This window comes from Pseudomonas sp. NBB (genome assembly GCF_032701105.1).
Taxonomy (GTDB): Bacteria; Pseudomonadota; Gammaproteobacteria; order Pseudomonadales; family Pseudomonadaceae; genus Aquipseudomonas; species Aquipseudomonas asiatica.
Genome location: NZ_CP103994.1, coordinates 2297755 through 2313290 on the forward strand (window position 1 = coordinate 2297755; position 15536 = coordinate 2313290).

Here is a 15536-nt window from a genome sequence, read left to right on the forward strand (position 1 = left end):
CATTGGGTAGGGCGCAGATGAATCAACCGCGGCTGGCCTCCAGCGCCTGGGCCAGGTCGGCGATGATATCGTCGCTGTGCTCGATGCCGATCGACAGGCGCACCATGTCCCGTGGCACGCCGGCCTTTTCCAGCTCCTCGTCATTGAGCTGGCGGTGGGTGGTAGAGGCGGGGTGGCAGGCCAGCGACTTGGCGTCGCCGATGTTCACCAGGCGCACCACCAGCTGCAACGCATCGATGAAGCGCGCACCGGCCGCCTGGCCGCCCTTGATGCCGAACGACAGGATCGACGCTGGTTTGCCGCCGGTGTAGCGCTGGGCCAGTTCATGCTCGGGGTGGTCAGGCAGCCCTGCATATTTCACCCACGCTACCTGCTCGTGGGCTTGCAGGTAACGGGCGACCTTCAGCGCGTTCTCGGTGTGGCGTTCCATGCGCAATGCCAAGGTTTCCAGGCCTTGCAGGATCAGGAAGGCGTTGAACGGCGACAGCGCCGCGCCAGTATTGCGCAATGGCACCACGCGGCAGCGGCCGATGAAGGCGGCGGGGCCGAAGGCTTCGGTGTAAGTGACACCATGGTAGGACGGGTCGGGGGTGTTGAGCAGGGCGAAGCGCTCCTTGTTGTCCGCCCAGGGGAACTTGCCGGAGTCGATGACGATGCCGCCGATGCTGGTGCCATGGCCGCCGATGTACTTGGTCAGCGAGTGCACGACGATATCGGCACCGTGCTCGAACGGCCGGCACAGCACCGGGGTGGCCACGGTGTTGTCGACGATCAGCGGCACACCATGGCGGTGGGCGGCCTCGGCCAGCGCGGCGATGTCGACGATATTGCCGGCAGGGTTGCCGATGGACTCGCAGAACACCGCCTTGGTGCGCGAATCGATCAGCGCTTCGAGGGCGGCGATGTCGTCATGGGCGGCGAAGCGGGTATGGATGCCCATGCGTGGCAGGGTGTGGGCCAGCAGGTTGTAGGTGCCGCCGTACAGCTTGGCCACCGAGACAATGTTGTCGCCGGCCTCGGCGACGGTCTGGATGGCGTAGGTGATGGCCGCCATGCCCGAGGCCACCGCCAGCGCGCCAACCCCGCCCTCCAGGGCGGCCATGCGCTGCTCGAGCACGTCGTTGGTGGGGTTCATGATGCGCGAGTAGATGTTGCCGGCCACCTTCAGGTCGAACAGGTCGGCGCCGTGTTGGGTGTCGTCGAAGGCGAAGGAAGTGGTCTGGTAGATCGGTACGGCCACTGCCCGGGTGGTCGGGTCGGGGCTGAAGCCTGCGTGGATAGCGAGGGTTTCCAGCTTCATGCAATCGTTCCTTGAGCGTGGGTGGAGCGATCGAGCATGTGGCGGGGGGAGGGTGTGGGTCAAGGGTGAACGCGCGATGGGCTGCTCGACAACAGCCCATCGCATTCAAGGGCGCGTTAGAACGTTGTAAATGGCGCGCCGGTGCAGCATGGCCCCGCCATGCCAACCGCTACAGCATTCGCACCATCTCCCAGAACGATGCCGCCACCCCGGTAATGCTTTCCCCGGCAATCAGCCCCGCTGCGGCCGTGATCGCAAACCGCTCTGTAACGCTCGGCCAACGGCAACCGACCAGCCAGGTGACCACCGCGCCGAGCCCCATCATCATGCTGATCGATGCCGGCAGTATGAACGCCAGCCCCAGTGCGCCGGTACTCGGCAGCCAACGCGCTACCCATTGCGGCAGCAGGCTGTCCAGCGTGCCCAGCAGGACGCCTGCCGCGCTGCCGGCCACGATCGCCCAGCGCAGCTCCGGCGACAGCGCCCCCAGCCCCTGCATCAGGGTCTGGGCCACGGCCTTCCAGGTTGCCACGGCCGGTGCGGGCCATTGCTCGGTGAGCAGCAGGGTCTGCGGATCGGGAATCAGCACCAGGTACACCAGCACGCCCACCACGCTGCCGATGAGGATGCCCAGGCACTGTGCAATCAGTTGCTTGTGTGGCGTGGTGCCGATCGCCTGGCCAACCTTGAAGTCGTTCATCAGGTCGGTGGCTTGCCCGGCCGCGCCGCCGGCAGTGTTGGCGCTCATCAGGTTGATGGCCACCTGGCCCGGGGCGACCAGGCCAAAGCTGAGCTGCGACAGCTTGCCGATGGCGCCGATCGGCGCAATACCGGTGGCGCCGACCACGCGCGCGGCGACCACCGCAAGGCATATCGCCAAGGGAATGCTCAACAGCGCCATCCACCAGTCGATGCCGAACAGCAACGCCTGTAACGCCACCACCAGCGTAATGGACAATAACAGCCCGCACGCAGGTGCCAGGGGAAACCGCCCACGGGTGTGCGCTGCCCGACTTGCCAGCGGGGCGGTGGGCCTCTGCCGGGGCATTTGCAACAGGCGGACCGACAATGACGTCAGGGTTGCGCATACCATCAGGCTGACGCCCGGCCACAACAGCCATTCCACCAGGGCGGCGAACTGTGGGCCGCTGGCGTTCGGGGCCAATACCACCAGGGCATGGTCGATCAGCCACGGTGCCAGCCCGCCCCAGGCCAGCGCGGCGCCGAACAGCAGCGTCAGGCCCACGCGGATGCCGATGATGCCGCCGAAGCCGACCAGCATCAGCGAAGGGTCGAGCGTGAAGGTCAGGCGCTCGAGCACAGGCGAGGGTGCCCAGCGCGGTATCGTCCAGACAAACCCGTCAATCCACTTCACCAGCCCCGACAGCAACGCGGCGCTGCACAGCACCTTTATCCGCATCATGGCTTCGTGGCCGTGGCGGTAGATCTGCTGCAATGTCTCCAGGGTCGCCATGCCCTCAGGGAACTTCAGGCCATGGTCATCGAGCAGGGCGGGGCGCAGATACCAGGCGATCCAGATGCCCAGGAAGCTCACGGAGAACACCCAGGCCATCATCGGCAGTGGGTCCAGCTGGTGACCGGTGAGCAGGGTATAGGCGGGGATCGGCGCGACCAGCCCGCCAGAAACGATGGAAGCGGCGGCCGAGGCCACTGTCTGGTTGATGTTGCTTTCGTGCAACGTCCATGCGGGCCGGCCCTTGCTGCGCCCCGCCAGGCCCTGCCACAGGGTGAAGCCGACCAGCAAGGCGATGATCGACATGTTGAACGACCAGCCGATCCGAAGGCCCGCGTATACATTCGAGGGTGTCAGCAGAATGCCCAGCACTACGCCGGTGAGCACCGCCCGCGGGCTTAGTTCACGTTCGATGCGAGCCTGGGGAAGGGCGGTGGAGGGGGCATCTCTCATGGCAATCCCTTGTCGGAGTGGTAAGCGCGCTTTGCACAACTGAGCCACTGCTGCCACAAAGGTTCACTGTCGCTTCTGGTTGTGAAAGGTGTCCGGCAATAGCCCGGAAGTGCTAGCGGTTACACCGGCGGGTCTCAAGAAAAGTGCTGCGCACAGGGGCCCGCTCTTGCTGACACTGCCGAATCAAGAGAGATTAGTGAAGTTATCTAAATTCGATAACTTTCCTAATCTTGGTATAAGTCAGGAGTGGGGCAAGCACTCATGGGATGTAGCCTCGCAGAGCCCCATCACCAGCGCTGATGTCGAAACCGCTTCAGAGCAGGCGATTGCCACACTGGATGAGAGCTTCTTCCGGGTGCGCTTTGACCGCCTTACGCTTGCGGAAAAGAAGTACCTGCGTGGCATGGCGGATCTGGGGGCCGGCCCTCATCGTTCTGGTGATATCGCGGCCAGCCTGGCGCGGAAGGTTTCCACGCTCGCACCACTGCGCAGTGCATTGATCGAGAAAGGGATGATCTACAGCCCGAACCACGGTGATACGGCGTTCACTGTGCCGCTTTTCGATGAGTTCATGCGGCGTATCATGCCGGGCGATGATTGGCGGATGGGCTAGCCTGCTCTACAGGCATGCAAGCCGCAATCACAGGCAACGGTCCTCCCCGATTGCCAGTACGACTGTAAAGATATGCAAAGTATCCCTAGGCCATCACGCTGTCACTCTAGAATCCGCCCGCTGCCGAACCTGGTAATGGCAGGCAGCAGATCTAGCCTTGTGGAGCGTTCCAATGAAGTCGAAACACCTTTTCCGCGCAGCCCTGGTTGCGGCGCTGGTATCGGCCTTGTCAGGCTGCTGGATGTTCATGCCGCCGGGTGGTGGCGGTGGTCATGGTGGTGGCCACGGTGGCGGCGGTGGCTTTGGCGGCCATCAGGGCGGTGGCCCTCGCTAAGCTGACCTAGCGATGGAGCGCACAGCCTCGGCCGGGACGCTAAAGCGTACCCGGCGCGAGCGCACATAACACGGTTCATTTCATCCCGACCGCCCAAACCGCTTGCGATACTCCGCCGGCGTAACCCCCACATGTTTCACGAACGCCCGCCGCAACGTATCTGCATTGGCAAACCCGCACAGCGCCGCCACCTGCTTCGGTGCCTCTCGCCCAGCCTCCAGCCGCGCCCGCGCAGCATTCACCCGCGCCAGCTCCACCCATGCGGCCGGGGTCATGCCCACATCACTCTGAAACACCCGTGCAAAATGCCTCGGGCTCAGCCCAACCCGCGCAGCCAGGCTGGCAACCCCGTGGTCCAGTGCAGGGTTGGCGGCCACGTAACGCTGCAACCCCTGCAATGCCGAACGCCCGACCGGTGATGTCCCACCTTGCCGGCTGAACTGCAGCTGCCCGCCAGGCCGCTTGAAGTACATCACCAGATGCCCGGCAACCTGCTTGGCAATATCCCGCCCCAGGTCTTCTTCCACCAGGGCCAGTGCCAGGTCCAGCCCGGCCGTTACCCCCGCAGCGGTACGCAGGTTGCCGTCATGCACCTGAATGGCATCGGCATCCACCTGTACCCGCGGATAACGCTCGGCCAACGGCTGCGCCACGGCCCAATGGGTGGTCACACGCCGGTCATCCAGCAACCCGGCAGCCGCCAGGGCAAACGCCCCCGTGCACACCGAGCCGTAACGCCGGCAAGCGCCCGCGCGTTGCCGCAGCCAGTCGAGAATGCCGGGGCGCAGGTATTGCTCGGCAGCCTGCGGTGTGCCGGCGACCAGCAAGGTGTCGATGGCTTCCAGGTCTTCGCCGATCCAGCCGTGGGCGACCAGGCGCGTACCGGAAGAGCTCACCAGCGGCCCCGGTTCGCAGGCCAGCAACAGCAGGCGATAGGCTTCACGGCCGGCCTGACGGTTGGCTTCTGCGAATACATCGAGCGGGCCGCAGGCATCCAGCAGTTGTACGCCGGGCATGGCCAGTATGGCGACCGTGATGGGGGCAGAGGGCATGGTGGCTCCGGGCGTTGCGCCGCAAGTCCGTAATCCGCCGACAATGGCAGTATTTGGCTGTACAAGTCAATTGAGGACATTGGCCCACGACCGCAGACTGGGCTCGTCATCAACCCACCCAGGAGCGACCATGTCTTCATCCATCGCCGGTATCCAGGTGCCCGACAGCGCCATGGCTCGGGAAATCACCGAGCTCGTCCGTGACACGGCTTCCCCTTTGCTGTTCCACCACTCCAGCCGGGTGTTCTACTTCGCGGCCCTTGCCGGGCAGCGGCTGGGGCTGCGTTACGACAGTGAACTGTTGTACGCAGGCTGCATGTTCCATGACATGGGCCTGACCCATCAGCACAGCAGCGATTGCTGCCGCTTCGAGGTGGACGGTGCCAATGCGGCGCGCGATTTCCTCCAGCGCCACGGCGTGGACGAGCGCGATGTCGAGCGTGTGTGGACGGCGATCGCGCTGCATACCACGCCGGGCATTCCAGAGCACATGCACCCGCTGATCGCCCTGGTCACGGCGGGGGTAGAGACGGATGTGCTGGGGCTGCACCACGATGGGCTGGGGATTGCCGCGCGGGATGCCGTGGTCCAGGCGCACCCGCGTGGGGAGCGGTTCAAGGAGGCGATCATCCAGGCGTTTTACGACGGCATCCGGCACAAGCCGCAGACCACGTTTGGCAACGTGAAGGCGGATGTGATCGCGGACAAGGAGCCTGCATTCCGGCCTGGGAATTTCTGCAGCGTCATTCGGCAGTCCTGCTGGGCGAGCTGAGTAAAGCGGGCTGGTGCTGCCGGTGTTGGCAGGCCCTGGTGCCTGTCAGCTAAACAGATTGGGGCCGCTTTGCGGCCCTTCGCGGGCGTGCCCGCTCCCACAGGTTGCGCATCAGATCAAACCGGTGCTCTCGAAGTGGGAGCTGGCACGTCGAGCGCAGAGTCCGCCGCCGAGCGCTCGCGATTCGCCACCCCGAACGGCACATGCACCATCGGCAAGTCCCCCGCCGGTGACTGCAGGTGGCTGCGCTGGTCATCAAAGAACACATGTGGCTTCAGTATCGACAGCACCCTGGGTTTCTCCATCCCGCCTAGAAAGAAGCACTCGTCCGGCGATACGCCCCAGTCCTTCAGCGTCGTCACCACCCGCTCATGCGAAGGGGCATTGCGCGCCGTCACGATGGCGATCCGCAAGATGCGCTTGTACGCCGGGTCTTCGGCCAACTTGCGGTCCTCGAGCATGCGAATCAGCGAAAGCTTGCGGTACAGGTCCGCCAAGGGCCCCGGCGAATGCGGGATCCCCTTGCGCACACGTTCATGCTCCTGAAACTCGTCCAGGTTGTCGTCGCGCTTGTACACGCGCTCGGCCTCGTCATCGGCAATCACCCCGTCAAAGTCGAAGGCCACCCGCAATTCGGTGTCGATCTCGTCATCGTAGATGCGTGTCGGCAGCACCCGCCCGGCGGGGTAGTTGGCGTCGATGGCTTTCTGTACATCTTCCTCGTTGGCACTTAGGAACAGCGAGGCATTGAACGCCGGGATGTACTCGTAGGGCGAGCGGCCCGACATGAATGCCGCGCGGGTGATGTCCAGCTGGTAGTGGTTGATCGAGCGAAACACCCGCAGGCCGGTCTCCGGCGAATTGCGCGACAGCAGCACCACCTCCACCGGCAACTGCTCGGGGAAGGCCTGGTTGATGCTCAGGAAGCGGCGAATGAACGGGAACGCCACGCCCTTGGGGAAGGGCTCGTCCAGGTTCTGCTGCTGGTGCTGACGGTAAGCCTCGACGCCCTCGGTCTGGTAGATGTCGTCCGAGACGGTGAGGTCGAACAGCGCACTCGAAGCAACGCCGATGACCAGTTTCTGTTCGATGGGGTAGGGCATGAAACAACTCCTGAGCGTGAGCTGAAGGCAAGTGTACCCGTGCGCTGTGACGAAAGCCCTCAGTACCCACAGGCGCTATCGGCATCAGATGAGGATGTAGTCACTACGCACCATCAGCGGCTCATGCGCCCCTTCGACCAGGTGCACGAACTGCCCTGCCACCTGGTCGATCGCCAGGCAGTCGTCGACATCCAGCAAGGCATCGGTATGCGGCTTCAGCCAGTCCGCCTGCATGCGTTGCTTGCCCAGGGCCTTGGCCTCGGTCTTGCTGTGGGCGGTGACCAGCAGGTAGCGGTGGGCCTCGCCGAATACTTCGCGTTCATAACCACCGAGGTTGATGAAGTACAGGCGCAGCGCACCGGGGGCGGGGGCGTGCGGGCGCAGTTCGATGCGCTGGCCGTCGACACCATGCACTTCCAGCCATGAATCGATGTGCAAACCTTTCGGGCTGCCGAACCAGGCTTGGCGCAACTGCGGGTAGGCCTGTTCGAAGGTGTCGGCCAGGGCGAACACCACATCGTGAACTTCGATCTTGGCGCCTGGGTGGCGGCCTCCGAGCATGACGACGTAAAGCATGGGCGGTCCTTTGCGGGGCTAACGTAAGAATGCGGCATTGTACTGCCTGATTCGCGGATGCCGCTTTCATGGAACTGCACAGGACTCACTGAATTAGCAGGGCCCCTGTGGGAGCGGCTTTAGCCGCGAACACCGGCGCAGCCGGTGCCAGGCACTGTGTTGGATTCTTCGCGGCTAAAGCCGCTCCCACAGGGTACGCGTACCGTTTGCGCATTCAGTTCTCTGCGCGACAGCTCCGGCCTGACAGTTGCTCTACCAGAAAATCCACGAACACCCGCACCCGCGCCGGCATCGCCGGGCCGCCGACGAACACCGCATGGATCGGCTCGCGATCACCGGGGTTGTACGCCTCCAGCAACGGCACCAGCTGCCCGTTGGCCAGGTCATCGGCCACGGTAAAGGTACCGATGCGCGCCACGCCGGCGCCGAGCCTGGCCAACTGCGCCAGGGCCTCGCCGCTGCTGCATTCGATATTGCCCGTCACCTTCAACGAGAATGCCTGCCCGTCGCGACGGAACGGCCAGTCGGGTGCGGCGCGGCGGAAGTTGAAACGCAGGCAGTTGTGCCGGGCCAGGTCCTCTGGCACAAGCGGCGTACCGCAGCGCGCCAGGTACTCGGGCGAGGCGACGATCACCTGGCCGGTTTCGCCAATGGCACGGGCGCTCAACGAGCTGTCCGGCAGGTGGCCGAAGCGCAGCGCCACATCGGCCTGGCCGCCGAGAATGTCGGCCACTTCGTCGCTGAGGGTAAGGTCGACCAGCACCTGCGGGTAGCGCGCGCTGAACGCCGCCAGCAGCGGCACCACGGTCAGCCGGCCATGGCCCAGCGCTGCGCTGACCCGCAAGCGCCCGCGGGGCACACCCTGGTCGGTGATGGCCTCTTCCACTTCGAGCATGTCGGCCAGCACCCGCCGTGCACCGCGCAGATACGCTTCGCCCTCAGGCGTGAGGGTGATCGCCCGGGTGGTACGCAGCAGCAGGCGGGTGCCCAGGCGCTGTTCGGTCCGCGCGAGGATGCGGCTCACCGCCGACGGCGTCAGGCCAAGCGCGCGGGCGGCGGCGGACAGGCTGCCCTCCTGGGCCACCTTGGCAAAGATTTCCATCTCTCCGGATCTTCCACTGAAGTCCATTTGTGCCTCATGAGCAAAGGTGGTTCGCAAAAATGCAGTCTAGTGCGGCTCAGCTTCGGATCGTAGCATTTGCAGCACAGATAAGGAGCTTGCCATGCGTATCAATCCACCTCTTGTCGCGCTCGCCATCGGTGCCTTCGGCATCGGTGTCACCGAGTTTGCCCCCATGGGCATGTTACCCAGCATCGCCACCGACCTGGGCGTCTCCATCCCCGCAGCCGGGCTGTTGGTCAGTGCCTATGCGATCGGTGTGCTTATCGGTGCACCGCTGATGACCCTGGCCACGGTGAAGATCCCGCGGCGTTACCTGCTGATCGGGTTGATGGCCATCTTCACCCTCGGCAACCTGATGTCGGCCCTGGCCAGCGACTATGCCAGCCTGCTGGTCGCCCGTGTGGTCACCTCGCTGAACCACGGTGCGTTCTTCGGCATCGGTTCGATCGTCGCGGCCAGCGTGGTACCGCCCGAGAAGCGCGCCGGGGCCGTGGCCGCCATGTTCATGGGGTTGACCCTGGCCACCATCGGCGGTGTGCCGCTGGCGACCTGGTTCGGTGAAATGCTGGGCTGGCGCACGGCCTTCTGGGGCATCGCCGGGCTCGGCCTGGTGGCAATGACCACCCTTTGGTACGCACTGCCTAATGTGCCGTCGCCCAAGGCTGGTGGGGCCATGGCCGAAATCCGCGTGCTGGGCCGCGGGCCGGTGCTGGCGGCATTGCTGCTGACCGTGGTGGGCTCCAGTGCGATGTTCACGGTATTCACCTATATCGCGCCGATCCTGCAGAGCGAGGCGGCAGCGTCCACCACCTTCGTCACGGCCATGCTGGTGTTGTTCGGTGTCGGCCTGACCTTGGGCAACGTGTGGGGTGGCAAGGCGGCGGACCGCTCGATCGACCGTACCCTGATGCTGTCGCTGGCCGTGCTGATTGCGGTGTTGCTGGTGTTCCCGCTGGTGATGGACTGGCCGCTGCCGACTGCGCTGGCGATCCTGGTATGGGGCGCTGCCAGCTTTGCCCTGGTGCCGCCGCTGCAGATGCGGGTGATGGAGGCGGCCAAGGATGCGCCCAACCTGGCGTCGGCGGTGAATATCGGGGCGTTCAACCTGGGTAACGCGATTGGTGCGGCGCTGGGTGGGGCGGTGATCAATGCGGGGCTTGGGTATTCGGCGGTTTCCCTGGCGGGGGCGGCGATGGCGGCGGTTGGGTTGGTGATGGTATTGATGTTTGCCTGGCGTGGGCGGGCGGTGGCGTTGGGGGATCGGGCAGCAGTGTAAGGGCTTGAGATCCTGGGGGCGCTTTGCGCCCCTTTCGCGACACAAGGCCGCTCCCACAGGGAACGCGCTGGCAGTACTTGTGGGAGCGGCCTTGTGTCGCGATGGGCTGCAAAGCAGCCCCACGGTCTTGCCCCGGTCGTCAATCTGTTGCCATCACGGCGTACCGTTACGGCCATGCAGGTGATAGGCCGGGCGCTCGCTCAGCCGCTCGTAATAATCGCGCACGGCCGGCAGGTGCGGGTGCTCTAACGGCGTTTCGAACCAGCGGTTGACCGACAGGCCAATGGGGATGTCGGCCAAGGTGAACTGGCTGCCGGCCACGTAGGCACCGGTGCTTGCCAGCTGGCGGTCGAGAATATGCATGTAGCGCGCCCAGTCCGCGCAGCCGGCGGCCAGGGCCTGTGGGTCCTGGTGGGCCGGCGAGTGCCTGACCAGCGACATGAACGCGTAGCTCCAGGAACGGTTGAGGTCCGAGGCCTGCCAGTCGATCCACTGGTCGATCCTGGCCCGCGCCTGGGCCTCGCCCGGGTAGAACGCGGTGGCACCATAGCGCGTGGCCAGGTAGCGGATGATGCTGTTGGATTCCCACAGGGTGAAATCGCCATCCTGGATCACCGGGATCATGGCGTTCGGGTTCAACGCAAGGAATTCGGCGCTGTCCGTGGGCTTGAAGCCCGCCCCCCAGTCTTCGCGCTCGAACGCGACCTCGAACTCGGCGCATGCCCACAGGACTTTTCGTACATTGATGGAGGAGGCTCTGCCCAATATCCGTAGCATGGTGTTCATCCTTGTGAGGGGGGATTGATCGTCCGTCACTGCCGCTTGGCGGTCAAGAGCCAGCGTGGTGGCGGAGCGTCCTCTTTGTAGGGTTCTTGTAGTCCATTTCCGAAAGTAAGCCTTTCCACCCCCAAGGTTATTGTGGCGGGGCAGGCAGCGCCCTAGTCTCTGCACCCTCGTAACCCGAGGAAATGGACATGGACAAAGACACTCCGAAAGAAGGCGGCAATCTCAATGTCGTGCGTGCAGCGGGTCGTTTTGGCAACGGCGGTGCCGAACTGGTGCAGATGAACGCGCAGTTGCCGATGCGCACGGCATTGATGGAGGCCTCGAGCATCATGGGCTGCATTACCGAACTCGCCCGCAAGGCCATCGACCGGCCCGGTGACCGCAAGGCGATGATGCAGGCCACGTACTACCTGGCAGGCATGGCCAAGGCGCTGATCGACGGCCAGTTGCAGCAGTTGCGCCAGGCTCGGGGAGGCGAGCAGGAGCCTTAGTCAGGCTTGCCTGGGGACCATGAACTTGGCACCCTTGGTCAGTTTGAATCTCTGTATCACGACAGAAGGAAGTTCGCATTGAGCTGGGACAAGGTGGGGAAACTCCTCGTAGCCGTGCTGCTTGGCCTGATGGTCCTGCTGGCCGCCTATGGGTTGCTCAGGGGCAACCCGCGCCTGGAGGCATCGCTGACCTATGCCTATCTCACCTATCCCAGCCAGTTCAGCGAACGCATCACCAAAGCCAGCGAACAGCTCAAGTACGAGCAGTTGCAGGGGCGTATCAATGCCATCAGCGAGGGCGGGCTGAGCCACGATCAGGTCGAGCGGCTGATCGAAATGGCCCAGGCGCCGTATGCCCAGCTGTTCGCCAAGCCCTTCGAGGCCGGGCTGGTCGATCACCGTACCGGTCTGCTCATCGAGCTGCGCAACCGTGGTGATGCGCAGGTACGCCAGGTGAAAATCCGCCTGCCGGCGAAAGGCCTGGTGCAGGTGCGCGATGCAGCTGGCAATGACACCATCGTGGAAACCTCTACCATGCAAGCGGACATCCCCACCATCGAGCCGGGTGGCGTATGCAAGGTATGGGTGTATTTCGATGCAGACTATTCGCAGATCCGCCAGGGCGGGGTCAGCATCAGTCACGCCGATGGCAACGCTGACATACAGGTTTACCGCGAGGTCATCGGTATCCCGGCCTGGGTGGCCCGCTACAGCCGCGAGCTGATGATGTTGCTGGGCGTATTGGCGGCCAGCGTTTTGGGCCTGGGGTATGCCTGCCTGTCGCGTCGCCGCGTGGCGTGAGCTTGCCGGGCGTGTCTTCAGGGCAAAGGACATTTGCCGCAAACTCAACAATCGCCCGTTGACAACCCTCTATAGTGCTCGGCATTACAAGACCCATGCCGAGCCTGCCCGATGATCCCCTCCCTGGACTCCATTTTTTCCCGCCTGCGCCTGCGTCAGTTACGCCTGCTCATCGAACTGGACCGTTGCAGCTCCCTGCACAAGGCGGCGGAGGCCATGGCGATTTCCCAGCCCGGGGCCACCAAGGCCTTGCGCGAGGTGGAGGAGGTGCTGGGTGTGCCGTTGTTCCAGCGCCTGCCCAGCGGCCTGGTGGCCAATGACGTGGGCCGTTGCGTGGTGCGATATGCGCGGTTGATTCACAGTGACCTGGGGCATTTGCGCGAGGAGGTGCTGGGCATCGTCCAGGGCCAGGGTGGGCGGCTGGCGGTGGGTAGCATCATGGGTGCCATGCCGACCCTGGTCGGTGCCCTCGGGCGGTTGCGCCGCAAGCAGCCGCAACTGGCGGTGGAGATCGCCGAGAACACCAGTGCCAACCTGCTGGCCCAGCTTGATGAAGGGCGCCTGGACCTGGCCATCTGCCGGCCAGGGCTGGGCCGCAATGCGGCGGACTACGCCTTTGTCGAACTGGCCCAGGAGCCGCTGGCGGTGGTCGCGCACCCGCAGCACCCGCTGGCCGGGGCGGCGACGCTGGAAGTTGGTGACCTGAGCCAGTACCGCTGGATTGTCTACCCGGCCAACATGCCCATGCGCCAGGCGCTGGAGCGTGAGTTGAGCGAGGCGGGGGTGGAGGTGCCACGCTACCCGCTGGAAACCTTCTCCACCTTTGCCACCTTCATGCTGCTGGAAGGCGACCCGACACTGGTGGCGGTGATCCCCAGCGCCGTGGCGGCCTTTGCCGAGCAGCGCGGGTTGCTGGTGTCGCTGGCAGTGAAGCTGCGGGCACTGAGCGAGCCGTTCGGGATCGTGCACCGGGTGGCAGCGCCGCTATCGCCGGCGGCGCGGTTGCTGGTGGAGGAACTTACGGCCGGTTGAGCCCTGTTGCGACCCCTATGGTAGCGGGCAAGCCAGCGAAGCAAGCGACGCGGTGGATGGCACCGGCTACGCCGGTGTTCGCGGCCACGGCCGCTCCCACAGGTACAGCGCGAGCCCGAAGCCTGCGCCGTACCTGTGGGAGCGGGCAAGCCCGCGAAGCAGGCGACGCGGTGGATGGCACCGGCTACGCCGGTGTTCGCGGCTGAAGCCGCTCCCACAGGTACAGCGTGAACCCGAAGCCTGCGCCGTACCTGTGGGAGCGGGCAAGCCCGCGAAGCAAGCGACGCGGTAGATGGCACCGGCTACGCCGGTGTTCGCGGCCACGGCCGCTCCCACAGGTACAGCGCGAGCCCGAAGCCTGCGCCGTACCTGTGGGAGCGGGCAAGCCCGCGAAGCAAGCGACGCGGTGGATGGCACTGGCTACGCCGGTGTTCGCGGCCACGGCCGCTCCCACAGGTACAGCGCGAGCCCGAAGCCTGCGCTGTACCTGTGGGGGGCGGGCAAGCCCGCGAAGCAGGCGACGCAGTGGATGGCACCGGCTGCGCCGGTGTTCGCGGCTGAAGCCGCTCCCACAGGTACAGCGCGAGCCCGAAGCCTGCGCCGTACCTGTGGGAGCGGGCAAGCCCGCGAAGCAGGCGACGCGGTGGATGGCACCGGCTGCGCCGGTGTTCGCGGCTGAAGCCGCCCCCACAGGTACAGCGCGAGCCCGAAGCCTGCGCTGTACCTGTGGGGGGCGGGCAAGCCCGCGAAGCAGGCGACGCAGTGGATGGCACCGGCTGCGCCGGTGTTCGCGGCTGAAGCCGCTCCCACAGGTACAGCGCGAGCCCGAAGCCTGCGCCGTCCCTGTGGGAGCGGGTTCACCCGCGAAGCAGGCGACGCGGTGATGGCACCGGCTGCGCCGGTGTTCGCGGCTGAAGCCGCTGCCACAGGGATCTCGCAATCCCTGCCTCAGAACTGCCGCTCGCGGTAATCGATCAAACTGGAAAACACCGCAATCAACACCGCAGCCACCACAAAGAAGATCAGCGCAAAGAAGTAATCCCCGGTGAACTGCACGATCAGCCCGATCACGATCGGCACCAGCACCCCGGCCATGTTGCCGCAGAAGTTCATGGTGCCACCCAGCACGCCGGTGCGCGACGGCCCGCCGATGATCGCCGGCAGGCACCAGTACATCCCGCACCAACGGATGAAGAACATCGCCACGCACAGCAGGCTGATCACCGCGACGGTCTCGCCCACATAGGCTGCCGCCAGGATGCACAGCGCCGCCACCAGAGCCGAACCGCTGAACATGGTGCGCATCACCAGGTTCGGCGAGGCGCCGCTAGCCCGCCAGCGGTCACCGATCCAGCCGCCGATCAGTTCGCCGACAAACCCGCACATGAAGATCAGGAAGGTCGCCCCGCCCATGGCCGAGATGTTCAGACCGTGGGCCTTGTGCAGGTAGCTCGGCATCCAGGTCAGCAGGCCGTAGAACACCGCCAGGATGCAGCTGTAGCCGGCGAACATGGCAAAGATCGAACGGTCCTTGAGCAGCTCGCGCAGCGGCAGGCTGGCCTTGGCTGCCGCTGCGTGGGCGCTGGCGTTGCCTTCGGTGATGTGGCGCAGTTCGGCCTCGTTGACCCCCGGATGCTCGCTGGGGTGGTTGCGGATGTACTTCCACGCCAGGATGCCGGCCAATACGGTGCCGACCCCTGCCACCACGAAGGCCAACCGCCACGAACCCAGCCAGGCAATCAGCCCGGAAATCAGGATCGCCCCCAGGGCGCTGCCCAGCGGCGCTCCGCCATCCACCAGCACCGCGCCACGGCCACGTTCGTTAGGCGTCAGCCAGGCGCCATTGAGCTTGGCCCCGGCGGGCATGATCGGCGACTCGGCCACGCCCAGGCCGATGCGCGTCAGCAGCAGTACCAGCCAGTTGTGCGAGGCCGCGCCCAGTGCCTGGAACAGGCCCCAGGCCACGGTTGCCGCGCCAATGATGCCGCGGGTGTGGAAGCGGTCCAGCAGCATGCCGCCTGGGATCTGCATCAAGGCATAGGACCAGAAGAACGCACTGAGCATCAGCCCTTCCATGGCCGGCGTCAGGTTGAATTCAGGGGCGATCAGCGGCAGCGCCACCGACAGCGAGGCGCGGTCGATGTAGTTGATTGCGGTCAGCAGCAACAGGATCAGGAAGATGCGCCAGCGCACCGTGGTCATCGGGGCCGCAGCGGGCAGCGCCAGGTCGGCCGGGGAGGGGATGGTCTTCATCGCAGGAGCTCGTTGTTGTGATTATCGGGAGGCGTAGCAACTACGCAGGCCGATTGTTGGAGCGCTGCCGGCAGTGCAGGTAATGAAAAGAGCTGAT

The 15536-nt window shown here is 65.1% G+C and carries 15 protein-coding genes; 7 read left to right on the plus strand and 8 right to left on the minus strand.

The window, feature by feature from the left end:
• Positions 1-22: 22 nt before the first annotated feature.
• Together NY023_RS10735 and NY023_RS10740 are read right to left on the minus strand one after the other, a co-directional pair.
• A complete protein-coding gene (locus tag NY023_RS10735; protein ID WP_013972022.1) occupies positions 23-1300 on the minus strand; it encodes a bifunctional O-acetylhomoserine aminocarboxypropyltransferase/cysteine synthase in 1278 nt (425 codons plus the stop codon).
• 169 nt (positions 1301-1469) lie between these two features.
• On the minus strand, positions 1470-3227 hold the full coding sequence (locus NY023_RS10740; RefSeq protein ID WP_024086756.1) for an OPT family oligopeptide transporter: 1758 nt from the start codon (positions 3225-3227) through the stop codon (positions 1470-1472).
• A 166-nt stretch (positions 3228-3393) separates the two neighbouring features.
• Between NY023_RS10740 and NY023_RS10745 the strand changes: the two genes are divergently transcribed.
• Together NY023_RS10745 and NY023_RS10750 are read left to right on the plus strand one after the other, a co-directional pair.
• Entirely contained in the window at positions 3394-3840 is a 447-nt protein-coding gene (locus NY023_RS10745) for a hypothetical protein (RefSeq protein WP_015269926.1), read from the plus strand.
• A 172-nt stretch (positions 3841-4012) separates the two neighbouring features.
• A complete protein-coding gene (locus NY023_RS10750) occupies positions 4013-4174 on the plus strand; it encodes a hypothetical protein (protein WP_024086757.1) in 162 nt (53 codons plus the stop codon).
• An 80-nt stretch (positions 4175-4254) separates the two neighbouring features.
• Here NY023_RS10750 and NY023_RS10755 read toward each other — a convergent pair whose 3' ends face one another.
• Positions 4255-5226, minus strand: a complete 972-nt coding sequence (locus tag NY023_RS10755; RefSeq protein WP_044046960.1) for a GlxA family transcriptional regulator — start codon at positions 5224-5226, stop codon at positions 4255-4257.
• A 130-nt stretch (positions 5227-5356) separates the two neighbouring features.
• On the opposite strand from NY023_RS10755, the gene NY023_RS10760 reads away from it, so the two are divergent.
• Complete coding sequence (locus tag NY023_RS10760; RefSeq protein ID WP_013972026.1) at positions 5357-5998, plus strand: HD domain-containing protein; 642 nt, start codon at positions 5357-5359, stop codon at positions 5996-5998.
• Positions 5999-6114: 116 nt separating this feature from the next.
• On the opposite strand, the gene NY023_RS10765 is transcribed toward NY023_RS10760, so the two are convergent.
• From NY023_RS10765 to NY023_RS10775, 3 genes are all read right to left on the minus strand, one after another.
• Positions 6115-7101 carry a 5'-nucleotidase gene (locus tag NY023_RS10765; RefSeq protein WP_013972027.1) on the minus strand — a complete coding sequence of 329 codons (987 nt, stop codon included), beginning with the start codon at positions 7099-7101 and terminating at the stop codon, positions 6115-6117.
• 84 nt (positions 7102-7185) lie between these two features.
• Entirely contained in the window at positions 7186-7677 is a 492-nt protein-coding gene (locus tag NY023_RS10770; protein ID WP_013972028.1) for a DUF1543 domain-containing protein, read from the minus strand.
• A 214-nt stretch (positions 7678-7891) separates the two neighbouring features.
• Entirely contained in the window at positions 7892-8806 is a 915-nt protein-coding gene (locus NY023_RS10775; protein WP_024086760.1) for a LysR substrate-binding domain-containing protein, read from the minus strand.
• A gap of 94 nt (positions 8807-8900) precedes the next feature.
• On the opposite strand from NY023_RS10775, the gene NY023_RS10780 reads away from it, so the two are divergent.
• Complete coding sequence (locus tag NY023_RS10780) at positions 8901-10076, plus strand: MFS transporter (RefSeq protein WP_013972030.1); 1176 nt, start codon at positions 8901-8903, stop codon at positions 10074-10076.
• A 153-nt stretch (positions 10077-10229) separates the two neighbouring features.
• Here NY023_RS10780 and NY023_RS10785 read toward each other — a convergent pair whose 3' ends face one another.
• Positions 10230-10853: a glutathione S-transferase family protein gene (locus tag NY023_RS10785; RefSeq protein WP_023662501.1), complete on the minus strand. Its 624-nt coding sequence runs from the start codon at positions 10851-10853 to the stop codon at positions 10230-10232.
• 197 nt (positions 10854-11050) lie between these two features.
• Between NY023_RS10785 and NY023_RS10790 the strand changes: the two genes are divergently transcribed.
• The 3 genes from NY023_RS10790 to NY023_RS10800 all read left to right on the plus strand — a co-directional run bounded on the left by NY023_RS10790 (position 11051) and on the right by NY023_RS10800 (position 13186).
• Complete coding sequence (locus NY023_RS10790) at positions 11051-11353, plus strand: DUF3077 domain-containing protein (RefSeq protein WP_044046961.1); 303 nt, start codon at positions 11051-11053, stop codon at positions 11351-11353.
• Positions 11354-11431: 78 nt separating this feature from the next.
• The gene (locus NY023_RS10795; RefSeq protein WP_023662503.1) at positions 11432-12154 is read left to right on the plus strand and encodes a hypothetical protein; all 723 of its coding nucleotides are present in this window, start codon (positions 11432-11434) and stop codon (positions 12152-12154) included.
• 111 nt (positions 12155-12265) lie between these two features.
• Entirely contained in the window at positions 12266-13186 is a 921-nt protein-coding gene (locus NY023_RS10800) for a LysR family transcriptional regulator (protein ID WP_013972034.1), read from the plus strand.
• Positions 13187-14134: 948 nt separating this feature from the next.
• Here the strand turns inward: NY023_RS10800 and NY023_RS10805 are convergent.
• Positions 14135-15439, minus strand: coding sequence for an MFS transporter (locus tag NY023_RS10805; RefSeq protein WP_013972035.1), 1305 nt, complete (start codon positions 15437-15439; stop codon positions 14135-14137).
• Positions 15440-15536 lie beyond the last annotated feature (97 nt).